The sequence below is a fragment of the Lactobacillus sp. ESL1191 genome, assembly GCF_058504435.1.
In genome coordinates, this window is record NZ_CP196365.1 from 497744 (window position 1) to 523269 (window position 25526).

Below are 25526 nucleotides of genomic sequence, written 5' to 3' on the forward strand. Positions count from 1 at the left end.
GTCGCTGATTGCGGTAAAATAGAAAAAGACATATTAAAGGGGATAAAAACTTTGGAGTTATTCGAGCTTGCAAAAAAAGGAATAAAAATAGAAAAACAAGTTCCGCTCAGTCGCTACTCGTTTACAGAAACGGGGGGGCCAGCAGAATATTTGGCTTTTCCCAAAACTTTAACTGAATTAGAACAGTTGGTTGCTGCTGCCCGCAACGAGCGACTTCCCCTGACGATAATTGGTAATGCATCCAACTTGATTATTCAAGATGGTGGCATCGCTGGATTAGTACTTATCTTAACGGCCATGAAGCAGATTAGAATTGACCAAGATCAAGTAACTGCACAAGCCGGGGCTCGTATTATTGATACGGCCTTTACCGCTGCCCAGTGCAAGCTGACTGGTCTGGAATTTGCAGCTGGTATTCCAGGTAGCGTTGGCGGTGCTGTCTTTATGAATGCCGGTGCCTACGGTGGCGAAGTGTGTGATGTGGTCCAGAGCGTTAGAGTTTTGACTCGTACTGGTGAATTTAAGTGTTACACGAACGAAGAAATGCAGTTTTCCTACCGTCATTCTGTGGTGCAGGAAAATGGTGATATTGTAATCGAGGCTACCTTTGCATTGCAGCATGGTAAAAGAAATAAGATCTTGGCTGAGATGAACTATTTGAATGCATTGCGGCAGTATAAGCAGCCCCTGGAATACCCCTCTTGCGGTAGCGTCTTTAAGCGGCCAACTGGTTATTATGTGGGCCCGTTAATTATTCAGGCCGGCTTGCAAGGAAAGCAAATTGGGGGTGCTCAGGATTCGACCAAGCATGCCGGATTCATAGTTAATAAGGGCGCAGCAACTGCGACGGATTATCTTGATTTGATTCATTTGATTCAGCAAAAGGTAGATGAACGTTTTGGCATAAAGCTGCATACTGAAGTTAGGATTATTGGAAAACCAGCTGGTTGAGGAGGGGGAATTTAGCAATAATGGAAGGAATACCCATGCATTTTAACATCGCAAATATTTTATCGTGGCGTAGTCTGTCACTTATCCTCGATGTATTGATCATCTGGTTCTTGGTCTATCACTTAGTGGTGTTGATCAGAGGGACCAAGGCGGTTCAACTTGCTAAAGGGATTGTGCTGATTTTTGCCGTCAGGATAATTGCCGGTATTTTGCAACTGCATACAACAACGTGGTTGATTGATCAGATTGTTTCCTGGTCTGTGGTCGGCATTATCATTATTTTTCAACCAGAAATCAGGCGTGGTCTTGAACATCTTGGCCGCTTACCAATCTTTGGTGAACGCGAAGACAGTCAGCGTGATGAATCACTCAAATTCATTGATGAACTTGACAAGTCGATTCAGTACATGTCCAAGCGCAGAATTGGTGCGCTGATTACAATTCAACAGGAGACAGGGCTTGATGACTATATTGAAACGGGCATCAAGTTGAATGCTCATGTTACTGGCGAATTGTTGATTAATATTTTTATTCCCAATACTCCACTACACGACGGTGCCGTCATTATCGATAAGGACCACAAGATTGCTGTGGCAGCGGCTTATCTGCCTTTGTCAGATAGCAGCATGATTCCTAAGCGCTTGGGAACTAGGCACCGGGCCGCAGTTGGGATTTCTGAGGTGACAGACGCAATTACAATTGTTGTTTCTGAAGAAACAGGTGGTGTGACCATTACACGTAATGGCCGGTTGTTGCTCGATATGACCCGTGAAGAATATCTGAAATACTTAACGGCGCAACTGGTGCCAAAACAACATAAAAATGAAAAATGGTACCAAAAAATTGTCCGTAAAATCTGGAAGTGGGGTGCTGATCGATGAAGAATTTTTGGAGAAAGTCCTGGGTTATCAGCCTAATGTCGCTTCTGATTGCGGTTTTGCTGGTGATTTACGTCAATTATTCACAACAGGGTTTTCTGATCCAGGGGCAGAGTGAGCGTACTAGACAAACAGCTAACAAAAGCCAAACGATTTCAGTTCCTTTGCAAGTTTCAGTTGATACCGATAAGTATTATGTCATTGGCTACCCTGAAAAGGTAAGTGTTACTCTAGAGGGGTCGACGGCCCTAGTTACTTCAACCGTTAATACGCAAAACTTCCGTGCTTATATTGATTTGACTGCTAAAAGTATTGGCGAGCATTCCGTTAGGGTAAAAATGACGGGAATCAGTAGCCAATTATCATACTCAATTAGCCCTAAAACAGTCCATGTCAATATTCAGCGGCGGAAGTCGACCACTATGCCTATTCAAATGGAATATAATAAGAATGCCATTGCTGAAGGGTATAAATTGGGTCATACCAGTGTTTATCCGCAACAAGTCGAAGTGACCGGTGCACGTAGCGAGGTTGACCAAATTGACCAAATTGTTGCTAAGGTCGTTTTGCCTAATGGAATCGACCATCCTTATGAACGCCAGGTTAATTTGATTGCGGAAGATCGTAATGGTCGGCAACTTAACGTTGTGATTGAACCAGCCACCGCTAAGGTGACTATTCCAATCTCTGTTGCCAAGAAGACGGTCAAAGTGGAAATTGAGCCCAAGCATGAACAGACGGATAAGGTATACTCGCTGACTGCCAAAAGTAGTCAAGTAACGATATATGGTAGTGAAGAAACCCTGGCCAAGATAAAGCACTTAAAGGTTCCAGTTGACTTAAGCAACGTTGCTTCTTCAACTGTCAAGACCGTAACTCTGGCCTTGCCGCATGGTATTGTCAAAGCGAACCCAAGTCATCTGGCTGTGGAAGTTAAAGTTGAGAATATCAGCGATTCGAAAAAAACACACGGTAAATAAAAAATGAGAGGTAGTTTTTATGTTGAAATATTTTGGCACTGATGGTGTGCGCGGAGTAGCTAATCGTGACTTGTCACCTGAAATGGCCTTTAAATTAGGGCGTGATGGTGGCTATGTCTTAACCAAGAATAAAGCTAAAGATGAGCAGGCTAAGGTTTTGGTATCACGCGATACGCGAATTTCTGGCCAGATGTTAGAATACGCTCTCATCTCTGGCTTGTTGTCGGTGGGAATTGAGGTTTTAGAAGCAGGTGTAATCACCACCCCGGGTCTGTCTTACCTTGTGCGTGCACAGGGTGCTGATGCTGGTGTCCAAATTTCAGCTTCACATAATCCGGTTGAGGATAATGGTATCAAGTTTTTTGGTAGTGATGGCTTGAAGCTTTCCGATGAAATGGAAGAAGAAATCGAAGCATTGTTTGATGCTGAAGTGGACACTTTACCCCGGCCATCTGCGGAAGGTTTGGGCTCAGTGACGGACTTTCATGAGGGCAGTGCGAAGTATTTGCAATTTATCGAAAATACTATTCCAGAAGACTTGGACGGTATTAAAGTTGTGATTGATGGAGCAAATGGTGCGGCCAGTAGCCTCATCTCGCGCTTATTTGCTGACTGCGGAGTTGACTTCACTACGATTGCCACCCACCCTAATGGATTAAATATTAATGATCATGTTGGTGCAACTCATACGCAAAAGTTACAGGAAGAAGTAGTTAAACAGGGCGCTCAGTTGGGACTTGCCTTTGACGGCGATGCGGACCGCTGCATTGCCGTGGATGAGAATGGTAAGGAAATAGACGGGGACCACATTATGTACATTCTTGGCACCTATCTTGAAGACAGTGGTCGGTTAAAGAAGGATACAATTGTGACTACGGTCATGAGTAACCTGGGCTTTACTAAGGCGCTTGAGCGACGTGGAATTAAAAATATCCGCACGCAGGTTGGTGACCGCTACGTTTCGGAAGAAATGCGCGCAAACGGATATAACCTCGGTGGTGAACAATCTGGTCATGTGATTATGAGTGATTACCATAACACCGGAGACGGGATGCTCACCGGTCTGCACTTAATGCTGGTAATGAAGAAGACGGGAAAATCCTTAACCGAGTTGTTGCAAGATTTCAAAGATTATCCCCAGTGCTTGGTTAATGTACCGGTTACTGACAAAAAGAATTGGCAAGAGCATCAGGCAATTCTTGATGTAATCGAAGCAGTGGAAGATGAGATGGCCGGTGATGGTCGTGTCTTGGTCCGACCATCTGGTACCCAAGAACTTCTCCGGGTAATGGCTGAGGGCCCGACTCAAGCAGAAACAGATGCCTATGTTAAGCGTATTACGGACGTCGTTGAAAGAGAAATGGGCGTTTAACAGACAACCAAAACAAAAGAAGCAGGAAATTTTCCTGCTTCTTTTGTTTGTTTAAGCGCAATGATTCTCCCACTTAGTATATACCAATTTAAATATTATAGCTTGACCAATTTTGTTAAATATCATATTATTTCTGTTGTAACCAAAATATTTTTTTAAACCAATTTGTATTTATGACTATACCAAAGGAGAAAAACATGTGTGGAATTGTTGGGATTGTCGGAAAAGCTGCTAGAGAAGCGGTCCTAAATGGACTGTCTAAATTGGAATACCGCGGTTATGATTCAGCCGGTATCTATCTGAATGACTTGCAGGGTAATGAATACTTAACTAAAGCGGTGGGCCGCATTCAAAACCTTAAAGATAAGATGAAGCCAACTGAGCAGGGCACAGTCGGTATTGGCCATACCCGCTGGGCAACTCACGGCAAGCCAACTGTGGATAACGCGCATCCTCAGTTTGATGAGACTAGGCGTTTTTACCTGGTGCACAATGGTGTGATTGAGAATTACCAGGAAATTAAAAACGAATACTTGTCAGGAGTCGATTTTGAGTCCGCTACCGATACTGAAGTAATTGTACAATTAATTAGTAAAATAGCCAGGGAAGAAAAGACCGATGCCTTGACGGCACTGAAAAAGGCCCTGCAGCTGATTAGGGGGTCGTACGCTCTGCTGCTTGTTGATAATACTCAACCTGATCATATCTATATTGCCAAAAACAAGTCACCACTAATGTTGGGACTGGGAGCTGGCTTTAATGTGATTGCTTCTGATGCATTGTCGGTTTTGGATCAAACCCAGACTTTCATTGACCTTCAAGACCAAGAGGTGGGCGATATTACCCCAAATGATTATCGCCTTGAAACTATCACTGGTAGTAGAGTTGAACACCACGAACACGTTTTGACGATTGATCCTAATGCTGCTTCTAAGGGTACTTATGAGTTTTATATGCTTAAAGAAATCAGTGAACAGCCAAGCGTCTTACGGCATTTGGACCAGTTCTATCTAGATGATAAAGGGGAGCCCCAAATTGACAAAGCGATTCTAACGGCTCTGGCGCAGGCGGACCGACTCTACATCTTTGCAGCCGGTACTAGTTACCACGCCGGCCTGGTGGGGCAGGCATTATTAGAACATCTGACAGATCTTCCTACGGAGGTTGGCCTGGCCTCTGAGGCCGGATATCACTTCCCGATGATGTCTAAACACCCCTTCTTCATCTTCTTGTCACAATCGGGTGAAACAGCTGATTCCCGAGTAGTTTTGCAGGAGGCTTTGAAACGTAAGATTCCCTGCTTAACCTTAACTAATGTGCCGAATTCAACGCTAGCTCGCGAAGCTGATTATGCCATGTCACTTGAAGCTGGCCCTGAAATAGCGGTTGCGTCAACCAAGGCGTATACGGCTCAGGTTGCCCTTGAAGCTATTTTAGCTAAGGCATTGGGAGAACAACTTGGCAAGCAAAAAGCGCGGGACTTTAGCTTGCGAACAAACTTGGCCCTGGCGGCTGAGGGTATTGAAGAAGTGATTTCTGATCAAAAGCGACTTGAGCAATTGGCCCAAAAATATCTAATTCCATCACGTAATGCCTTTTACATTGGCCGTGGCATTGACTATCCGCTTGCTCTAGAAGCAGCCCTGAAACTGAAAGAGGTTTCATATATCCAGACCGAGGGTTTTGCCGCGGCTGAGCTCAAGCATGGAACGATCTCTTTAATTGAGCAGGGCACGCCAGTCATTGCTTTAATTAATGATCCTGTAACTAGTGATCTGATGCGCGGTAATATCCAAGAAGTGGTTGCCAGAGGAGCAAGTGTGATTACGATTGCCAGCAAGGAGCTGGCTAAGCCTAATGATGATCTTGTACTTCCACAGCTTGACTATTACTTACGGCCGCTAGTCAGTGTGGTTGTTAGTCAGCTGTTAGCCTATTTTGCATCCAAGGATAAGGGCTTAGATGTTGATAAACCACGTAACTTGGCTAAGAGCGTGACTGTTGAATAAAAAGATCAAAATAGAATATTTTATGAAAAAGTCGTAAGTTATTACGACTTTTTGTATAATAAAGAAGATAATGTAAAAATTGGGGGAAAATAGTTTGGCAATTAAATTAATCGCAGTTGACCTTGATGGCACCCTGCTCAACAGTAATAATCAGATTTCACCGGAAACGGAAAAAGCCTTAAGACAGGCGAGCAGTCAGGGGATTCTAGTGGTACTAGCCACGGGGCGACCGTTATCTGGTGCAATGACTTTTAATCGGCAACTTGGGCTTGCGGGCCAAAAGCAATATAATATTGTTTTTAACGGCGCAGTTATCCAGGACTTAGCTGGTAATGTGCTCATGAACCAGGAAATGAATTACCATGATTTTTCCAATTTGCGGCGTTTGCAAAGGCTTGCCAAAGTTAACTTGCATTTTGAAACACCAGAATGTTTTTGGACCTGTGATCGTGATCTGGGAGCAAATCTGGCCATTAATGCTGCGGTCAACAATGAACTGGTCAAGGTGAGGAAGCCAGAAGAGATTACTCAAGACTTTACTTTTAACAAAGTAGGGTTTAGTGTGATCAAAGAGGAGCAAGAAGTGGACAAGCTCTGGCAGAATATTCCAGAATGGGCCTTTGCCAAGTATGATATTGTGCGTAGCTTTTCAAGTGTGATTGAAGTTAATCTCAAGGACGCCTCCAAGGGGAATGCACTAATTCAACTGGCTGACCGGCTCAAGCTTGATCAGCAGCAGGTAATGGTTTTTGGCGATCAGGGCAATGATATTTCGATGTTTGCCAATCCTAATTTTCAAAAAATTGCCATGGGCAATGCAATCGAAGAAATTAAACAGGAAGCGGATTACGTAACGGATGATAATGACAGTGAAGGAATAGCTAAAGCGCTGAAAAAGTTTGTTCTATAATAAACTGAATTGAGTTGATGATAATGGTAAAAACTAAAGAACAAAATATTTCCGAGGCCGAATGGGAAGTTATGCGAATAGTATGGACGTTAGGGGAAATCCACGCTGGAGATGTAATCCAGCAGCTTCAAGCAAAGAAAAACTGGTCTGAATCAACGATTAAGACTTTAATGGGACGGTTAGTAAAGAAGGGCTTGCTCAGTACGCGTAAGGATGGGCGGCGCTTTGTCTATTCTGCTACGGTTAACCAGGTTCAGATGATGACCCGGGTTACAACTGAGATGATGCAGCACATGTGTGATATGCATAAGGGCCAGGTAATGATTGAAATTTTGCAGGACATGCCTCTGTCTAAAGGTGACATTGCAACTATTCAAGCAGAGTTGACTCGTAAAGAAAAGCATGCACCTGACCAGGTCAGCTGTAACTGCCTGATTTCAGACCAGCATGATTGTTAGTAATGGTAAATTGGCATAAGGAGAAAAATGATTGATGAAATCTAGTAATATTTTGGCGCGGATAATTTTTGTTGCCCTGGTTTGTGTGTCAGGGTTCATGTTGTTACGCAGTCCCGTAACAATCAATGAACCGAATGTTCACGGAATGGCTAAAACAGCCTTGAAGAAGGCCGTTGATGAAAAGGGGAATACAAGCGTAAAGGATTCTCTCCAGTTAGCTCAAAGTTTTGGTTTAATCGATAAGGTAATTGACCAATTGCCGCAGAAATACCACTACGATCTCTCATATATCAGCTTGTACAAGCTTAGTGCCAGCTATCAGGAGAATGGTGAAATAACTGCTGAAAATTTAAACTTACCAGAAAAAAATGAGATTCAAAAAGCAGTCAACTCCGGGATGACGGCAAAGATTAATGAGTCACTTGACCAAAATTCAGACCAGCTCAAGCAGGGGGTTAGCCTATTCCACTACTTTTGCCTGGGTATCCTGATTGTTCTCATCTTAGCTGCGGTATTGGGCTTGTTTGGCAAGAGTTGGGCAGCCGGCGCGCTGCTTTTAGTAGCAGTTGCTTCCTTTGGGATGTTACAATATTTTGCCAATAGCTTTGTCCGCGGCTTGCAGACTGAGTTAGATAAAAGTATTACGCTGTCAACTTCTTCATCACTTTGGCTGGGGTTGGCGTTAGGTGTTCTGACTTCTGTCGGCTGGATCATATACACGCGGTTAAATAAAAAAGAAGTAGTAAAAGAATAAGTAAAAAGCTTACCAAGTGAAGTTAACCCCTAGAATTGGACATTAACATTATTTCATATTTGCTAAGGCCGTGTTCCGATATTCAATCGGGGTGCGGCCTTTTAGCGTGTGCCTGATTCTAGTTTGATTGTAGTATTTGATGCACTTTTCCATGGCCTCCTGCAGCACCTTCTTAGTAGGATAGGTATAGGTGTAGTAGTCTAGCTCAACCTTCATGATGTGAAAGAGACTCTCGCAGGCCGCATTGTCGTGGCAGGTGGCTCGCCGCGACATGCTTTAAAAAATGTGATGCTGCTTTAGGGTCTGGCAATATGCTTTGGACTGGTATTGAATGCCTTGGTCGCTGTGAATCGTCATGCGGTAAGGCAGTTTAGGCCGGCTGACCAAAACCTGTTTGAGTCCATCCAGCACATACTTGGTCTGTGGCCGCTGACTAATGGTGTAGCTGATGATTTCACCACTGTAAAGGTCTTTAAAAGGTGAGAAATATATCCGTTCACTCATGCTCTTATTGCCATAGCGAAATTCACTAATATCGGTGACTATCTTTTGATAGGGCCGATTCGTCTTAAACTTTTGGTGGAAGCGATTCTTGGCCTTCTTGCCTTGAGGACCCTTGGATGAATCATACTTGCCTGCACGCAGGTTGTATTTGCACGCCAGCAGACCTTGTTCTTTCATCAACCGGTAAACCCGTTTATGGTTTACCTTGAGACCATACTTGATTTTTAGCGTATCGGTCATGGGCAGGTAGCCAAAGCTGGGATTATGCCTTTTAACCACTTTAATTAGCGACAGTAAAGCCAGATCGCTGTACCTTTTTCGCCTGCTGCTCGGGTGATACTCATAGGTGCTCTTGGCTAAAAAGCTATAGTGCAATAGTTCTTGCAGTTGATAGTTATGCTCATGCCTTAGCTCTTGGATGATGGTCCGTTCTTCTTGCGTTGAGCGTCTTTGCGCCGAGCTAAGGCCTCGACTTTTTTTAAGTAGTCGTTCTCAATGTGGAGCTGGCGATTTTCTAAGCGCAGCCGCTCTAATTCAGATAACTCGCTGCTGGTATACTTACCTGGTTTTTTAGGTGATTTATTCATCGGTGGTCGGCCTCGTTTAGTAAAGAGTGCATCAAGTCCGCCCTCGTCAAAACGTTTTTCCCAAGTATAAATTAAGCTAGGGGAGGAAATCTTGAAGTGAATGGCGGTATTTTGATAGGTCTCGTCATGTTCTTTTCTCCAGTTTAAGACTTGGAGCTTGAATTGACCACGATAATTTTGCGAAGTGCGCTGAATTTCTAAACCCTGCACGCCAAAGTTCTGGTATTGCCCTGCCCAAGTATCAATCGTTTGATGTGAGCCAGCACCAATTATTTGGGCCACAGAGCAACTGCTATAGCCATCTTTGAGCAAGTTAAGTGCTTGTAATTTTTGTTCAACGGTAAATTTAACCATAGTAAAACCCTCCAGATGGATTTTGGTCCAATCTAGAGGGTTAACTTCAAAGTAACTGGTAAGCTTTTTTAGTGCGAAGAATTAGATGATAGCTATTAATATAATTAAAGTGTGATAAAATAAGAATGATAATTTTAGCTATATTAATAAGGAACAAAAAATGTATTACTTTTTAAATAACCGCTTAGACCCTAACAGTTCAGGAATAGAACACGCTGAAGTTAAAAGGTTGAAGTTATTTAAGCAAAATGGGGTCAGCGCCAAAATTGTGATGTCTGAATTTAACCGTTTTGCTCACCGGAATTTGCCTCTGTATGGCCTGACTGATGCTGACTATGTCAACATGTTTGATTTTTTCGCGGGTACGGTCAATTATGAATATCAAGCAATGACGATTGAAGACTTGTCGATCGCTGAGCATTTTCAGGTTAAGCAAGTGCCAGTTGGCTTTGAAGTTTATGATGATGACCGCAAAACCATGGAAATTGTCTTGTTTGCGGACAACAATATTGACACCATTCGCTATTACAATGCCGATAATAATTGTACTAAGGCAGACTTTTATGATACGCGTGGGTTTCGCAGTCTGACCCAAATCTACGACACTGGTGATGGCCATCTTAGCTACGAGCAGTTCTACCGGCCGAATGGCACCATTTATTACGAAATTTCTTATGAGCAAAGACCTAATTGGTTATCTGCAACTAATTTGCAGTTGGTCGACCTTGAGGGTAAGTTGCACTCGCTAATGAATAGTAGCCAGGCTTTCAGGATTATGTTGGATGAGTTGAACCAGCAAGATGTCACTGAAAAATCGACCTTTATTTCGGACCGGAGCAATATTACAAATATTCCCATGGTCTATATGAAGACACCAGCTCGTAAAATTGAGCATTTCCACAGTATTCATTATCAGGATTACGATGATCCAGCTTCTCCACTTTCCTATAATTCGATTTCTAATAAAGAACAACTTAGTCGCACAGACTTAATTATCACACCAGGGGAACAGCAGGCTGCAGATATGCGTGCTCGCTTGCATACTCATGTTCCAATTGTTGCCATTCCGGTGGGAATTATCCCAGACGAGCAATTACAGGCGGAGCATGTTTCGATGAGTGAGCGCGAGGCAGGTAAGATTGTCATCGTAGCCCGACTTTTCCATGAAAAGCGTTTGGATGATGCCATCAAGGCCTTTGCGCAGGCCTACCAGACTAACCGTGCTTTGACGCTTGATATCTATGGTTATGGTGATAGCAGTGATAATTACCAGGAAGAAAAAATGTTAAAAAAGCTGGTTAGTGACTTAGAGCTGGAGCGGGTAGTCAATTTTAAAGGATATTCGCAGGACATGGATAGCGTTTATAATAGTGCCCAGTTATTATTGCTCACCTCACGTTATGAGGGGGCATCGCTTGCGATAGCAGAAGCGCAAGCCCATGGGGTACCGGTGATTTCATATGATATTAACTATGGGCCAGCTGACTTAATCGCTGATGGAACAAACGGCTTTCTAGTTAATAATGGTGCTGTTAATGAATTGGCAAATAAAATCAGCGAATTTTTTGCCGATGCAAGCTTGCGCGGACAAATGAATGAGTCTGCCTACGAAAACAGCAAGCGCTTTTCAGGTAGTAACATTTGGCAATCTTGGAAAAAGTATGTCATTGATACTGAATAATCTGCAGGCAAAACCGTCTTTAAGCTAAGGACGGTTTTTTGTTAACTATTTTTATTGCAAAGAAAACTTTTTTAAGGTACCATAGTCATTTAGTTAGTTTGCTAACTAAATTTGCTAGGAGGAATTTTAATGCAAAGAAAATTAGATGCAAAGTTGATTTGTTCAATTTTTGCGGCTGGATTGATGTCTTTTTCGGGAGTTTTGATTGAAACAGCAGGGAATGTGACTTTTCCGGTTTTAATGAGTGAATTTCAGATTAATATGGCGACCGTCCAGTGGATGACCACGGGGTATTTATTGATTGCCTCGATTGTCATGCCATTGTCCGCATATTTAAAGCGAAATTTCCATTCACGGCAATTGTTTGTTACGGCAGCTGTCCTTTTTATTATTGGTTTGGTAATTGATGCGGCGGCGCAGGCCTTTGCCTTTTTGGTAATTGGCCGAATTGTGCAGGGTGCCGCTGCCGGTATTGCGATTCCCTTAATGTTTAATATTATTTTGGAAAGAACGCCCCTTGACAAAATTGGCCTGTTGATGGGCATTGGAACGATGATTACCGCTGTTGCACCGGCCTTGGGGCCGACCTTTGGGGGAGTGGTAGTTAACCTACTCGGCTGGCGTTATATCTTTATTTTTATGGTTCCGGTCATGATTATCTCTTTAATTATGGGGTTAATGTCAATTCCTCATGACTCAAGCCCAATTAAGCGTACGAAACTTGACTGGGCTGGGTTTGGCAGTATTGCGGTGAGTTTTGTGGGCTTAATTCTCGCCTTTAGTAACTTAGCAACTGTCATGCAAAAGCCGGTACTCTTTCTGGCGCCACTACTTGTTGGTATTGTGGGATTAATTGTTTTTATCCGCCACTCATTAAAAGTGACCAGCCCATTAATTAATATTCGAGTGTTTAAAAAGTTGAAATTTACGCAAGGATTAGGTGCGTATTTTATTTTTCAGATTAATACTCTGGGCCTGTCCTTTATCTTGCCTAATTACGTGCAGATTGTTAACCGGATGACGGCCATGACCGCCGGTCTGTTGCTATTAACTGGTGGGTTAGTGGGGGCAATTGCTTCACCTGTTGGTGGACGCTTACTCGATAGTTACGGTCCGCGCAGGCCAATTATGACTGGTGCCATCTTGGAAATTATTGGTGCAATCCTATTCTGCTCCTTTGCTTCATCATTGACTGCTGGCCAAATTATTTTCTTTTATGCAGTGACCATGTTGGGCATTGGTTTGGTAATGGGTAATATCATGACTGCTTCACTCAATGCGCTTAAGCAGGATGAAAACACAGATGGTAATGGTTTGTTTAACATGACCCAGCAATTTGCTGGTGCAGTTGGAACTTCAGTTGTTTCAGCGATTATGCAATTTGCTCAACAAGTTAGCGGTAAGCAAAGTGCGGCAGGCAAGTTGATTGATGGTGCCCAAACCGGATTAATCTTTTTACTAATTTTGGTCGTTGGAGGTGTATACTTGCTGTATCAAGCAACAAAACCATTTAAGACAAGGAAGTAAGTAATGAACAGACTAGGGTTGATTTTACAACGAGTACAGAATACTTTTAATCGTAATGTCGATCAATATGCTAGAGGCCTTGGACTTACGGGCATGCAGATGTTAATTATTGAATACTTGGCTTCGTTTACTAGCCAACGAACAATTTATCAAAAAGACATTGAACATGAATTTAATATTCGTAAGTCAACGGCAACTAACATTTTGCACCTGATGGAGCAAAGGGACCTAATTATTAGGAAAGTTGACCAGCAGGATACGCGTTTTAAGGCAGTTCGATTGACTGCTAAGGCGGTTAAGTTGAAAGAGCAAATTACTCCCTACTTTATTAATTCTGAGGAAGAAACGGCTAGAATTCTAGGCGATCAGACCAAGCTGGAATTGATGGAGAATTTGCAAAAGTTGGACCAAACTTTGGCTGAAAAGTAAAAAACTAGTCATTACACTTGGGGTGTAGTGACTAGTTTTTTAATGTCTTTGATTATCTTTCGTTACCGCTCGTAGTTTGGTGCTTTTTTAGTGATTTGAACTTCGTGGGGGTGAGATTCTTGTAAGCCTGCATTAGTGATCCTAACAAACTGGGCATTTTCTCTTAGTGCGGCAATGGTATTGGCTCCAACATAGCCCATACCAGAACGCAGTCCGCCGATCATCTGGAAGATAATGTCAGCAACATTGCCCTTGTATGCTACGCGCGCCTCAACGCCCTCGGGTACCAGCTTATTGGCCGCGTTAACACCGCCCTGGAAATAACGATCGGAAGAACCGTGAGCTTGGGCCATTGCTCCAACTGAGCCCATACCCCGATATGCCTTGTATTTTTGGCCAGCACTTTCAAAAATCTCACCTGGTGCTTCAGTGGTCCCAGAAAGCATACTGCCGAGCATCACAGCATTGCCACCAGCCCCTAAAGCCTTAACAATATCACCTGAATACTTTACTCCGCCGTCGGCAATAATGGCTTTGTCGTATTCACGGGCAGCAGTTGCAGCATCATAGATGGCGGTCACTTGTGGCACGCCCACGCCTGCAACAACACGTGTAGTACAGATTGAGCCGGGTCCAATACCTACCTTAACAACGTCAACGCCGGCATCAAACAGTGCGCGGGTGGCATCACCAGTAGCGACGTTGCCGGCAATTAGGCAAATAGTTGGAAAATGTTTGCGAATGTCTTTAATCTTCTGTAAAACCCCGGCTGAATGCCCGTGAGCAGTATCGATAACCAACGCGTCAACGCCTTGTTCTAGAAGAGCTTCAGTCCGAAGGAAGGTGTCACTGGTCACGCCGATAGCAGCTGCAACGAGTAGCTGATGGTTGTCATCGGTTGCAGCCTGAGCTGCAATGCTTGGAATAATTGCGTGCTTAACAGTAGCAACTTCACTAGCTTGGGCGCTAATTGTCATGTTCTTATGGATTACTCCAAGGCCGCCTTGCCTTGCCATTGCGATTGCCATAGTACTTTCGGTCACGGTATCCATGCCAGCACTGATTAAAGGAATGGTTAATTTGAGCTGGGGTGCTAAGACAGTAGTTAAATCAACTTCCTTAGGTAGAACATGACTTTCAGCTGGAATTAATAAGACGTCATCAAAAGTTAGTCCTTCTTTAACAAACTTCGTTGACCAATTTGACATTTAAGATACGCTCCTTGGATTAATTATAACTGTTAAATTTATTTCACTGTACTAGTGATTTTCAAGTTGGTCAAGCGGAAAGTTTGGTGGCCAAGCAGCCTGAACAATTTTCAAAATGGGAGTGACCCGGTGGGCATTGACCGTCAGATAGTTGCCGTATATTGGCATTTGGGCGCTAGCATCGCTGATTGGAAGTTCAATCCGATTATCGTCTAAGTTCTGCGAAATGGGATTGTTTGGATCTAGTCGCGAAAGATTGGTGCTAAAGTAAGGGAAATCAGAAAATTTGATTAGCTCTTTCATTGCCTGCCATTCTGATTGGTACATGAAGTTGGCGTTGGGAATTTCTTGTTGAATAATATCCCGCCAAACCCCAATGTCGCCATAAACGATAAAACTGTGTCCCGTAATATCTGCAAAATGGAGGCGGGCACGCTTGGCTTCAGCCATATTCCGGTTAAGGTCAACTGCGAGCTGTTCTGTTCCCAGATAACGGGATTCAATTTGCGGAGCAAATAGTTCTTGGTTAGAAAAAACGAGCAAGGCAGCATTTTGTTGAAGTAGGTCAGATATTTCTGTAATTTTTATTAGGTCATGACTAATGAATAAGTCAGCTGAAAGACGTGCTTTAATCATGGTTAAAATAATAAAAGGCCCAGGAATTGTTGCCATAATTGTTGGACGGTGTTGTAGTTGATCAAAATTGCGAATTTTGGTGACAAAGTCCTGGTTATTTTGCAGTAATTTTTCTGCTTCTATTGCCGCGAGCTGGCCCGTTTTAGTCAAGACAAGGCGGTTAGCATGTCGTTCGAATAGTTTTACCCCGAGCTTTTCTTCCAACTTCTGCATGCCCCGCGTAATAGAAGGTTGAGTCATGTTTAACTGCTCAGCAGTCTTGGTTAATGTCCCCACTTGGTAAAATGTGGTTAGCTCCGTCAATAAATAAGGATCAATCATGGTTCTTCTCCAGTATACGTTTCATGTATGCTAGCATGCATAATTGCTAATTGTCAATTCTACTGACTGAGTCTATGATAATGGCAACTTAAAGGAGGTATAGATAATGACAACAGTTCCAACTATCGAATTAAATAATGGGGTGAAAATGCCGCAATTAGGACTCGGCGTGTATCAAGTAACTGATTTGGCTGAAGCAACAGGGGCTGTAAGTGCAGCAATTGCAGCAGGCTATCGCTTAGTTGATACAGCAGCGGTTTATCAAAATGAGGCAGCAGTAGGGCGCGCAATTAAGACCAGCTCGGTTCCGCGAGAACAAATTTTTGTTACTTCAAAGTTATGGGTTTCAGACTATACTTATGAGCGGGCTAAGCAAGGGATTGAAGCTTCATTGACTAAGCTGGGTCTTGATTATCTGGACCTATACTTATTGCACCAGCCATACGGTGACATGATGGGGGCTTGGCGTGCCTTAGAAGAAGCATATCAAGCAGGAAAAATCCGTGCCATAGGTCTTTCCAATTTTTACGCTGACCAGGTAAAAAACCTAGAATTGACGATGTCAATAAAACCGGTTTTGAATCAGATAGAAATAAATCCTTGGTACCAGCAGCGCGATGAGGTTAGCTTTAATCAAAAAGAAGATATTCAAGTTGAAGCTTGGGCACCTTTTGCAGAGGGGCGGGGCGATATCTTCAATAATAAGCTGATTGCCGAACTGGCTGCCCACCACCATAAAACTACGGGTCAAATCATCTTACGTTGGCTACTACAACGTGGAATTATCGTTATTCCTAAATCGGTGCACCAAGCACGAATTGAGGAAAATATTGCGGTTTTTGATTTTGACTTAGGCGCTGATGAGATGACCGCTATGACAAAGTTAGATAAGCATGAGAGCCAGTTTTTTGATCATCGAGATCCAAGCACAATTGAACAAATCTTTGGTTCAAGTTTACGGCAATTAAGTTAAGGAGGAGAAAAATGACAACAAGCACAATTAAGTTAAATGATGGTAACGAAATTCCCGTAATTGGCTTTGGTACCTTTCAGATTCCCAATGATGGCTCTACTCGTAGAGCCGTGGCTGAGGCAATTGAGGCCGGTTACCGGCATATCGATACGGCGGTGGCCTACTTTAATGAAAGTGAAGTGGGCGAGGCAATTAAAGCCAGCGGGGTGCCGCGTGATGATATCTGGATAACCTCAAAATTGTGGTTGCAAGATTATGATTATGAGGCAGCTAAAAAGGCTATTGACTTGTCACTAACAAAGTTGGGTACAGACTACGTTGATTTGTATTTGATCCATCAACCTTATGGAGATGTTCCTAGTGCATGGCGTGCCCTAGAGGAAGCAAAGCAGGCGGGCAAAATCAAATCACTTGGGGTATCGAATATGACACCTAAGATCTGGCAACAGTTTGTTCCGCAATTTTCGACGATACCGGCAGTTGACCAAGTTGAATTTAACCCTTATTTCCAGCAGCAGCCTTTGCGTAAGCTGCTTGCGCAAAATAATGTGCGTTTGGAAGCCTGGTCACCGCTAGGACAGGGGAACCAAGCCCTGTTAACTGACCGAGTAATTCTAGCACTAGCTGAAAAGTATCATAAGGATGCAGGGCAAATTATTCTTCGTTTTGAAAATCAAGAGGGTATTATTACTCTGCCTAAGTCAGTCCATGAAGCTCGAATTAAAAGCAATTTGAATATTTTTGACTTTGAGTTAACAGAGGCCGAAATGGAGCAAATCAGAGCCCTGGATACTGGCAAGGGCCGTCATGACCCAGAGGCACCAGGAGTGGTTGAAATGCTTTCTGCTTACGATGTTCATGCAGATGACTGAGTTATTGAGATGAGTATGAAAAAAAGTATTGATGAATTTCACCAATACTTTTTTTATGCTTTAATGTTTACAAATGTAAATCCAATAAGTATAATATTTATAGTTTACTAATGTAGACATAAAATGAATTGAATTTTAAACAGGAGTACCAGTCATGATAAAAATCATTAGTTTACTTGTAGGATTAGTTGTTATTGCCTTTATCGCGTGGTGGTTCTTCGGTAAGCGTAGTGTGCAAACCGGCGAAGCGGTCGTTGATGCGGATAAGCAAAGTATTGACATCAAGGTTAAAGGTGGTTATTTGCCCGAGCAAGTTGTTTTGAAAAAAGGAATTCCAGCGACGCTTAACTTTAAACGGTTGGACTCGTCCAGCTGTTTAGATCATGTAATTTTTCCTAAGTTTGGCATCAATCAAAAACTGCCCGAGGGCGAAGTTGAAAAGGTCGAGATTGATACCAGTAAGCCGGGCGAGTATGACTGGGAATGCAGTATGAACATGTTTCATGGCAAAGTAATCGTTAAGTAGCAGAAACTGGTAAAATATGAATGTCACTAAGCGTTTTTGGATTTCACTAATTTTGTCTCTACCGTTACTGGTAGAAATGTTGGTTCGTCCTTTCACAGGTTGGATGCTTCCGGGTGGAGATTGGACTATGTTGATTTTGACCAGCATGATCATGGTGATTTCAGCCAGGCCTTTTGTCAGTAGTGCATGGTCAGCCTTTGAACAGCATCATGCTAATATGGACACGCTAGTTGCCGTGGGTACTCTGACGGCCTACCTTTACAGCATTTATGCCATGTTTATCAATAAGCCAGTCTTTTTTGAAAGTGCAGCCTTTGTCATTACCTTTGTGCTTTTAGGCCAGGTTCTAGAAGAAAAAATGCGCAGCAATGCATCGAGTGCGATGAGTAAATTGCTCACCCTGGGAGCAAAAAGTGCACTGGTTAAGTGGGGCGCAGAATTCATTGAATTGCCAATTGAGCAAGTAGTTTCGGGTGACTTGATTCAAGTCAGGCCGGGGGAAAAAATTCCGGTTGATGGTCAGGTTGTTTCGGGTCAATCTAGTATTGATGAATCAATGGTGACTGGCGAAAGTATACCGGTAAAAAAGCAGGTTGGCGACAGTGTCATTGGGGCTACCATTAACCAGACTGGTTCTATTGTCATAAAGGCCCAGAAGGTGGGCAGCGATACCATGTTGGCCCAAATTATCGAGATTGTGCAAAAGGCCCAGAACAGTCATGCGCCAATTCAAAACTTGACGGATAAAGTGTCTGATATCTTTGTTCCGGCGGTATTAATAATTGCACTAGTGACTTTTTTGGTTTGGTTTGTGTTTTTGGGCAAAAGTGTTGCCACTGCATTAATTTATGCTGTGTCAGTCTTGGTTATTGCTTGTCCGTGTGCCCTCGGATTGGCAACACCAACGGCACTCATGGTTGGAACAGGTCTTGGGGCTAAGCATGGGATTTTAATCAAAAACGGTGAAATCTTGGAAGCAGCGAATAAGTTAGATACGATTGTTTTTGACAAGACCGGCACAATCACGGCAGGTAAGCCGCAGGTGACTGAGGTAGTTGGCGGCCGCCATGTCTTGCAACTGGCTGCTAGTCTTGAACAGTTATCTGAACATCCCTTGGCGCCAGCAGTCTTGGCTGCAGCTAAAGCAGCGCAAGTAAAACTATTGCCGGTTAACCACTTTAGGGCGCTTGAAGGCCAGGGGATTAGTGGCCAGGTTGATGCGCAAGCAGTCTTTGTCGGGACGCTTAAACAAGACTTAGACCTGGTAGTGGCACCTGCTTTAACAGAAAAAGTTAAGGTCTTACAAAAGGAGGCCAAAACGGTCGTTTTGGTTGCCATAAATCATACGGCAATTGGGCTGATTGCTATCCAGGATATTCCTAAAAAAGAGGCCCAAAAGGCAATTAAGGAGTTGAAGCAGCAGGGCTTGAAGACAATCATGCTAACGGGGGATAATCAGGCAGTGGCGGGTGCAATTGCTAATCAAGTTGGTATTGATCAAGTCATTGCGGATGTTTTGCCAATTGATAAAGCTGCTGCAATTGCCAAGTTACAGCAGACAGACCGAGTTGCCTTTGTTGGTGACGGCATTAATGATGCTCCAGCGCTGAGTCAAGCTGATGTTGGTATCGCCATGGAGTCTGGAACTGATGTAGCGATTGAAGCCGGCGGTATCGTCTTAATTAAGAACGATTTGAAAGATGTGGGCCGAGCTTTAAAGTTGAGTCAAAAAACTTTTAATCGCATTAAACTTAACTTATTCTGGGCCTTCATCTATAACGTGCTGGGTATCCCGGTGGCCGCTGGTGTCTTTAGTGGTATTGGCTTGGTACTTAGTCCCGAGCTTGCGGTGCTGGCTATGGCTTTTAGTTCACTATCGGTGGTAAGCAGTTCAGTTTTGTTAAATAAGGTTAAAATTTAAGTAACGAAAAAGACAGTCAATTGGCTGTCTTTTGTGTTTTGAGTTATTTGTTATTTATATTGCCTATTCTTTATTTTTATAAATATTAGCAATAATTAATAAAATAAATAGACAGCAACTAATGATGAATCGAATTTCCATATTATCACATCCTAATTGTTAATTTTTTCGATTTTTACTACTTGAGTAGCTAGCTTTTTGAATTCGTCGATATGCGTTACGATAATGACGCTTTTTTGCTAGAATTACGGTATTTTTTAATTTGGCCAATGACAATTTTTTGAGTTTGCTTATCAAGCGCAGTAAAGGGTTCGTCTAAAATTAAGACATTATGTTTTTTGGCAAGCATAATCGCCAAATAGACTTTATTCCTTGTCCCTTGAGAAAGATTTTTTATTAAATAGTCAGAGTATCTTTCGACCAAAAAAGACTCGCAAAACTGTTGTACTACCAGAAACAATACCGGCGTCAATCATCCATGCCCACCAAGGGAATTCAGTAAGATAATTATCTATACAAATCATAAAACATTTTTATAAGTCTGGATAAACTGTGTATCATATTTGTTACAAGTCACAACTCGGCCAACTAGCAGTTATTTTGGCATAACCGTATTTTTTTAGATCATTTTTAATCTCCATCGCTTGCTGGATATCGTTCTCAAATAATGAGGTCATATAATAAGTCTGTATGCGATGATCATCAGTTTAAACGTTGAGGTTTCATTAATGGTGTATTTGATAACGTCATTAATGTGATCATGATATTTCTCATTATGATAAATTTCTCGCTCGTAGCAAGTGACTAAATAATTACCAAATATTCTTAAATATTGTTCAAGCATTAATTCGGAAAGTTTTTTGTTTTTGATTGATGTCAGCAGTCGGCCTATTAAGAAGTCCAATTCATCTTGTGGTCATAACGGCATAGTGTTAGCTAACAGTCTTAGTAGCTCGGGATGCTTAGTCCAGTTTTCACCTTCATTCAAATTTTTTTCAATTTTTCCGGTAAATTATCACTTATTTCGTCTAAATTACCTTTAAAATAAGCTACAGTCACTATTGCACGTAACTTGAATATTTCATTGTTTGGTAAAGCTAATATTTTATGACAGTATCGCTCTAATAAGTCGATGTTTTTAGCATTAACTGCCCAATACATGTTGTTTTCTAGTTGTTCAGTTAATATTTCTTCTTGTGACATGTATGTCTTTTTGGCTAATTCAAAAAAATCATTAACGTCGATATGATGTGCAAGTAAGATGCGCAATAAATTGTCAGCACTAATGGCATTCTTGCCACTTTCAACTTTGGCGTAAAAAGGTCTGCTAAGAATATCCTGACACATCTGTTTTTGGGTTAAATCTAAGTTTAAACGTGCTAGCCGTAATGCTTTTCCGATTTCCATCATCAACTCTCCTAATTCAATCTAATACCTGTGCTTACCGCGGGCTAAGACTGGTCTGATCTGTGAGACGTATGCCAGCAGACCGATTGCCAGCCAGATTGCTGTAGTAATAGCGCTACCACCTAGGCTTGCAGTGCCGAACTTGATGAAGTTGACCAAACTGGAATAGGGTAAGAGCAGGGCAAATAGCTGTAGCCATTTTGGATAAGCAGTAATAACAATTAAAATCCCTGCGGCAATTTCGGTGATGGCACTAACAATGTTTTGCAAGAAGTAGGGATCATTCATTTGCCATGATAATGCCCAGGTGGCAAAGCCCAAAACAGTGCCATACAGGCAGAACAAAGGCAAAAGAAACAGTCCCCGGCAGATAATCGATAATGGTGCACCAAAGCAAAAGGTAAGCAGTAAGTTGATCAGTGCCAGGCTTGTCCCAATAATACCAGCAACTAATGACTTAGCCAGCCAAAAGCGTAGACTGAAGGGTCTTTTGGCAATTACTTCAAAATCGACCCGTAAGTCGGAGTCATTTACTAGCAGCTGGTTCATGGTCTGCATACTTAGTCTGGCTGCATCAATAGCAATCGAGGCAATGACTACCCGCCAATCGAATTGCTTAGTATATTGCAAGTTGATTAGGACTAGCAGCATAAGATCAATTAGTGGCGTGATCAAGAAGTAGGTGATTTTGGTGCGACAATTGCTTAAAAAGCTAAGGGCTGAAAATTGAGTCGCAATCATATAATTTTCAGCGCTCCCTTCTTTCTAACTAGGTAGTTGATCTTCTTAACCAAGATTGCCATTAACCAAATCCAGATAAAAAGGCTACAGGAATAGGCCGGCCAATTAAAAGGAAGACTGCGAATTAGTGTGGCAATGGGAGCTGTGAGGGGAATGAACCACTGTGAAACGCGAGTTAAGGGTGCTAGCAAGGTGGAACTGCCAAACAGGCCTGCAAGTAATAAAATTGGCGTCCCGATTAGCGCTTCATAAGTTATCGCATTAGGTGAGAGCGTTAGGAAGGCGGCGATGAGAATACCCATTACTGAACAGGCAACCCACATTAAGAAGATGATAAGCAGCATGTTGATGGTAAGTGTCCCCGTGGATACACCTAGTATTTTAGCTAAGATGAAGGCGATGGGAAAGGAGAAAAGACCGTAGCTGGAGGCCGGCAAAAGTAGAGTAATGAGGGATGCCCGCTCGTCATACTGACTGTTCATGAGGTAAGGCAATGTTCCTTTATACCTTTCGAAGCTGATGCAGCCAGCAACAGTGGTGCAGGATGTCCACATGCCAAAGCTACCGCTCTGGCGCCACAACATGGTATTACTCAAGTCCTTATTAGCATAAGCAATGGTGTATTGCAGTAAAAAAATCCCAATGGTTGAAGTAATTGTTAGCCAGACAAAGTACTGATCGGATAGGTAATCATGCAAATGAAAAAGGAAGAGGCGGATAAAACGCATTTTAGGGCCTCCTTAATTGTGGAGCTAGTTTTAAATAGGATTCTTCTAGAGTCGCAGGTCGACCATCTGTTTGAATATTTGCTAATTTGATCACACCGCTGACCGTGCCTTGATAAAAGACTTTGCCTGCACCCAGTAGGATAACTCGGTTAGCCAGCTTTTCAATTTCTGACATGGTGTGACTGGTCAGTAAAATACTGATACCAGAATTGGCCAGTTTTTGAACTGTGTCTTGCACACTTTTAGCGATCTCAACATCTAACCCGCTGGTCGGCTCATCGAGTAAGAGCAGACTTGGGTTACCCAGAAGTGACCGAGCGATATGCAACCTTTGTGTCATTCCTTTTGAAAATTCGCCCACTTTTTTATTGGCAACATTGGTCAAGGAGACTACTTCCAAAACTCGTGCAACTTCATCTTTTTGCTTGCGGTAGGGTACTTTGGCCAAGTCAGCAAAGAACAGCAAGTTCTGCCTGGCTGTGGCATTGCGATAAAAGCCCATTTCACCGCCGAAAGATACTCCGATTTGAGGACGTTTACGAGCTGCGGTGATATCCTGTCCATTCATTAGAACTTGTCCCGAACTGGGGCTGAGGTAACCACCAATAATTGAGACAATGGTAGTCTTACCTGCTCCGTTGGGTCCCAGGAGTGACAGAATTTCTCCCTGGCTAATTGTGAAAGAGACATCATCTAAGGCAGTAAAGTCTTGTTTGTGGCCGGTGTAAGTCTCTTTTAAGTGTTTAACTATTAAAATATCTTTCAAAATTTATTCTCCATAATTCAAGTGTAAATATACTCAGCCACTAATTAAGGAAGGGATGACTATTTGAGCAATTACAAGTCAATCTGAAGATCTTGTGATGGATAACATTAAAACTATCATTTTTATTATAGCATAAATTAATTTAATTGATTTTTTATTGTAAAAAAATTTGAAATTACTAAAAATATGTGGGAAGATAGCAAAAATAAGCTTGATTTATTCGTTATCATATAGGAGATAATCATGGAACTAGGGTTGGATACATACAAGCAACATGAGCAAGTTGATGATGGAGTAACCGTGGCCTGAATTTCACTTAGCTCGGCCAACATTTACAAGGTCATGCACCTAGATGGTAGTGAAACTACTGCCATTCCCAAAAATCGGACTACTCAGTTTTTAGTTGGTGATTGGGTGGTCATAGATCCGCAGCTTGACTTTGACCTCATTAGTGAACGTTTACCACGTTATAGTACCTTAGGACGAATAACGGGTGATCGTTACCAGGCTCAAGAAAAGGAGGCAGTCAGCAATCTTGATCAATTGTTCATCTGCATTTCAATGAATAAGAACTTATCGGCTAGCCGGATCAACCGTTATCGCTATGCCTTTCAAAAAGACAATGAGTACCAGACTTCGCTAGTTTTAACTAAGTCTGATCTCTGGCCTGATGCTGCACAGCTGGCAGCACAACTAGCAGATGAACTGGGCGTGGTCGTGTTATGTACTTCAAGTCTCACTGGGGCAGGAATTGCTGATTTACAAGCTAGCATTTTACCGGGACAGACGGTTTCTTTTTACGGTAATTCGGGTGTGGGCAAATCAAGTCTAGTTAATGCAGTAGCACAAGAGGAAGTAATGGCGACTCAGCAGATTAGTGCAAGGACGGACAAGGGGCGGCATACAACTACTAGTTCGCGCTTGTTTCCGATTAGTCGGGGTGACTTCATTTTGGTTGATACGCCAGGAATCAAAAGCGTCGGGGTCGGCACAAATGACTTAGCAATGGTGTTTCCCGAAATCGTAGACTTGGGTAAGGGATGTCGTTTTCATGATTGTACACATAAAGGTGAACCAGGCTGTGCCGTTCAGGCAGTTGTTAATAACGGTCAGCTAGACCAGCAAGTATACGAGCAGTTCATTTCTTTACAAGCAGAAAGCCAGGCAACGCAGACTTATCTGGATGCCAAAATAGCTAAAAAGTTGATGCGCAAGGCAAAAGACAAGAAACAGGCAGTTAGCAAGCGCCATTATCGTAAGCCGCCAATGTAGTTGTCAAAGTAAGGAGATTCAATGATGTCGTTTTCACATTTACAAAAGGTAACAATTGGCCACATTAGCCAAAATCAACCGATTAAATTGGTTGACTATGACCCAAGCTGGCCGGAGTTGTTTCAATTAGAGCGGGAAAAAATCACTGAGGCACTGGATGAGACGGCGCTTCAAATTGAACATGTCGGTTCAACTGCAATTCCGCATCTTTGTGCCAAGCCAATCATTGATATGCTGTTGCTGGTTCCAGATCCCAGCAAGGAGTCGACCTATGTTCCTCAACTGGAGAAGGTCGGTTATGTTCTACGGATTCGTGAACCAGCCAGTGAGGGGCACCGCATGTTTATTGGAAATAAAAACCAGCTCCACATTCATGTCTATGGTCCTAAAAGTGAAGAGGCTCGTGATCTAGTTTTGTTTCGGGATTGGTTGAGAATTAACCAGGCAGACCGACTAAAATATCAGGCATTGAAAGAGCAACTGGCCCAGCGTTCATGGCAAACGGTCCAAGACTATGCGGATGCCAAGGGGCCAGTAATTACAGAAATTAAGCAGCGGGCGCGCGAACACATAGCTGATGTTTGGAATCAATAAACGAGGTAAGAATAGTAGGTCAACCTGCACTCTAGTTGGAATAAATTTGCTTGTTTAAATTATCATTAAGAGTATAAAATTGTTATTAACTTTTTAATTTATACACAAATTTATGATACAGTCATCTAGATAAATTTACTACATAAGGAGAAAATAATATGGGTCTT

Annotated in this window: 27 protein-coding genes; 17 read left to right on the top strand and 10 right to left on the bottom strand. The window is 42.6% G+C overall.

The genetic code is table 11. The features are described from left to right. Nucleotides 1–51: 51 nt before the first annotated feature. From murB to ACSYSN_RS02725, 8 genes are all read left to right on the top strand, one after another. Nucleotides 52–951 (top strand): UDP-N-acetylmuramate dehydrogenase, encoded by a 900-nt coding sequence (murB, locus tag ACSYSN_RS02690; RefSeq protein ID WP_491712650.1) that lies wholly within the window; start codon nt 52–54, stop codon nt 949–951. Between the two features lie 35 nt (nt 952–986). Next, nucleotides 987–1832: a diadenylate cyclase CdaA gene (gene cdaA, locus ACSYSN_RS02695; protein ID WP_317638236.1), complete on the top strand. Its 846-nt coding sequence runs from the start codon at nt 987–989 to the stop codon at nt 1830–1832. Further along, the gene (locus ACSYSN_RS02700) at nt 1829–2809 is read left to right on the top strand and encodes a CdaR family protein (protein WP_491712651.1); all 981 of its coding nucleotides are present in this window, start codon (nt 1829–1831) and stop codon (nt 2807–2809) included. Before cdaA ends, ACSYSN_RS02700 begins: the two co-directional genes overlap by 4 nt. A gap of 19 nt (nt 2810–2828) precedes the next feature. After that, entirely contained in the window at nt 2829–4181 is a 1353-nt protein-coding gene (glmM, locus tag ACSYSN_RS02705; RefSeq protein WP_491712652.1) for a phosphoglucosamine mutase, read from the top strand. A gap of 197 nt (nt 4182–4378) precedes the next feature. Further along, nucleotides 4379–6190 (top strand): glutamine--fructose-6-phosphate transaminase (isomerizing), encoded by a 1812-nt coding sequence (gene glmS, locus ACSYSN_RS02710; protein ID WP_491712653.1) that lies wholly within the window; start codon nt 4379–4381, stop codon nt 6188–6190. 94 nt (nt 6191–6284) lie between these two features. Continuing rightward, a complete protein-coding gene (locus ACSYSN_RS02715; protein ID WP_491712654.1) occupies nt 6285–7100 on the top strand; it encodes a Cof-type HAD-IIB family hydrolase in 816 nt (271 codons plus the stop codon). Between the two features lie 23 nt (nt 7101–7123). Further along, a complete protein-coding gene (locus ACSYSN_RS02720) occupies nt 7124–7558 on the top strand; it encodes a CopY/TcrY family copper transport repressor (protein ID WP_491712655.1) in 435 nt (144 codons plus the stop codon). A 34-nt stretch (nt 7559–7592) separates the two neighbouring features. Then, a complete protein-coding gene (locus ACSYSN_RS02725; protein WP_491712656.1) occupies nt 7593–8312 on the top strand; it encodes a hypothetical protein in 720 nt (239 codons plus the stop codon). Nucleotides 8313–8360: 48 nt separating this feature from the next. Here ACSYSN_RS02725 and ACSYSN_RS02730 read toward each other — a convergent pair whose 3' ends face one another. From ACSYSN_RS02730 to ACSYSN_RS02740, 3 genes are read right to left on the bottom strand one after another with little or no spacing between them, the layout of a single operon-like run. Continuing rightward, nucleotides 8361–8585, bottom strand: coding sequence for an IS3 family transposase (locus tag ACSYSN_RS02730; RefSeq protein ID WP_491712039.1), 225 nt, complete (start codon nt 8583–8585; stop codon nt 8361–8363). A gap of 3 nt (nt 8586–8588) precedes the next feature. Further along, a complete protein-coding gene (locus ACSYSN_RS02735; protein WP_491711753.1) occupies nt 8589–9191 on the bottom strand; it encodes a DDE-type integrase/transposase/recombinase in 603 nt (200 codons plus the stop codon). Between the two features lie 32 nt (nt 9192–9223). After that, entirely contained in the window at nt 9224–9757 is a 534-nt protein-coding gene (locus ACSYSN_RS02740; RefSeq protein WP_491712657.1) for a helix-turn-helix domain-containing protein, read from the bottom strand. Nucleotides 9758–9917: 160 nt separating this feature from the next. On the opposite strand from ACSYSN_RS02740, the gene asp1 reads away from it, so the two are divergent. The 3 genes from asp1 (at nt 9918) to ACSYSN_RS02755 (ending at nt 13394) form a co-directional block, all read left to right on the top strand. Then, complete coding sequence (gene asp1 / locus ACSYSN_RS02745; protein ID WP_491712658.1) at nt 9918–11438, top strand: accessory Sec system glycosyltransferase Asp1; 1521 nt, start codon at nt 9918–9920, stop codon at nt 11436–11438. Nucleotides 11439–11567: 129 nt separating this feature from the next. Continuing rightward, complete coding sequence (locus ACSYSN_RS02750; protein WP_491712659.1) at nt 11568–12965, top strand: DHA2 family efflux MFS transporter permease subunit; 1398 nt, start codon at nt 11568–11570, stop codon at nt 12963–12965. 3 nt (nt 12966–12968) lie between these two features. After that, entirely contained in the window at nt 12969–13394 is a 426-nt protein-coding gene (locus ACSYSN_RS02755; RefSeq protein ID WP_491712660.1) for a MarR family winged helix-turn-helix transcriptional regulator, read from the top strand. A gap of 62 nt (nt 13395–13456) precedes the next feature. Here the strand turns inward: ACSYSN_RS02755 and guaB are convergent, their stop codons facing one another. Next, on the bottom strand, nt 13457–14602 hold the full coding sequence (guaB, locus tag ACSYSN_RS02760; protein WP_491712661.1) for an IMP dehydrogenase: 1146 nt from the start codon (nt 14600–14602) through the stop codon (nt 13457–13459). A 51-nt stretch (nt 14603–14653) separates the two neighbouring features. Further along, entirely contained in the window at nt 14654–15559 is a 906-nt protein-coding gene (locus ACSYSN_RS02765; protein ID WP_491712662.1) for a LysR family transcriptional regulator, read from the bottom strand. Nucleotides 15560–15665: 106 nt separating this feature from the next. On the opposite strand from ACSYSN_RS02765, the gene ACSYSN_RS02770 reads away from it, so the two are divergent. From ACSYSN_RS02770 to ACSYSN_RS02785, 4 genes are all read left to right on the top strand, one after another. Beyond that, on the top strand, nt 15666–16532 hold the full coding sequence (locus ACSYSN_RS02770) for an aldo/keto reductase (RefSeq protein ID WP_491712663.1): 867 nt from the start codon (nt 15666–15668) through the stop codon (nt 16530–16532). An 11-nt stretch (nt 16533–16543) separates the two neighbouring features. Then, the gene (locus ACSYSN_RS02775; RefSeq protein WP_491712664.1) at nt 16544–17404 is read left to right on the top strand and encodes an aldo/keto reductase; all 861 of its coding nucleotides are present in this window, start codon (nt 16544–16546) and stop codon (nt 17402–17404) included. Between the two features lie 154 nt (nt 17405–17558). Then, complete coding sequence (locus ACSYSN_RS02780) at nt 17559–17930, top strand: cupredoxin domain-containing protein (protein ID WP_491712665.1); 372 nt, start codon at nt 17559–17561, stop codon at nt 17928–17930. Nucleotides 17931–17946: 16 nt separating this feature from the next. Beyond that, a complete protein-coding gene (locus ACSYSN_RS02785) occupies nt 17947–19851 on the top strand; it encodes a copper-translocating P-type ATPase (RefSeq protein WP_491712666.1) in 1905 nt (634 codons plus the stop codon). Between the two features lie 217 nt (nt 19852–20068). On the opposite strand, the gene ACSYSN_RS02790 is transcribed toward ACSYSN_RS02785, so the two are convergent. The 5 genes from ACSYSN_RS02790 to ACSYSN_RS02810 all read right to left on the bottom strand — a co-directional run bounded on the left by ACSYSN_RS02790 (nt 20069) and on the right by ACSYSN_RS02810 (nt 23493). Continuing rightward, entirely contained in the window at nt 20069–20323 is a 255-nt protein-coding gene (locus tag ACSYSN_RS02790; protein WP_491712667.1) for an ATP-binding cassette domain-containing protein, read from the bottom strand. 512 nt (nt 20324–20835) lie between these two features. Further along, nucleotides 20836–21261, bottom strand: a complete 426-nt coding sequence (locus ACSYSN_RS02795; RefSeq protein WP_491712668.1) for a helix-turn-helix transcriptional regulator — start codon at nt 21259–21261, stop codon at nt 20836–20838. Nucleotides 21262–21279: 18 nt separating this feature from the next. Further along, nucleotides 21280–21999, bottom strand: coding sequence for an antibiotic transporter permease (locus tag ACSYSN_RS02800; protein ID WP_491712669.1), 720 nt, complete (start codon nt 21997–21999; stop codon nt 21280–21282). Then, the gene (locus tag ACSYSN_RS02805; protein ID WP_491712670.1) at nt 21996–22727 is read right to left on the bottom strand and encodes a multidrug ABC transporter permease; all 732 of its coding nucleotides are present in this window, start codon (nt 22725–22727) and stop codon (nt 21996–21998) included. Before ACSYSN_RS02805 ends, ACSYSN_RS02800 begins: the two co-directional genes overlap by 4 nt. 1 nt (nt 22728) lies before the next feature. After that, entirely contained in the window at nt 22729–23493 is a 765-nt protein-coding gene (locus tag ACSYSN_RS02810) for an ABC transporter ATP-binding protein (protein ID WP_491712671.1), read from the bottom strand. 342 nt (nt 23494–23835) lie between these two features. Between ACSYSN_RS02810 and rsgA the strand changes: the two genes are divergently transcribed. Together rsgA and ACSYSN_RS02820 are read left to right on the top strand one after the other, a co-directional pair. Then, nucleotides 23836–24765, top strand: coding sequence for a ribosome small subunit-dependent GTPase A (gene rsgA / locus ACSYSN_RS02815; RefSeq protein WP_491712672.1), 930 nt, complete (start codon nt 23836–23838; stop codon nt 24763–24765). A gap of 21 nt (nt 24766–24786) precedes the next feature. Next, entirely contained in the window at nt 24787–25359 is a 573-nt protein-coding gene (locus ACSYSN_RS02820; protein ID WP_491712673.1) for a GrpB family protein, read from the top strand. Nucleotides 25360–25526 lie beyond the last annotated feature (167 nt).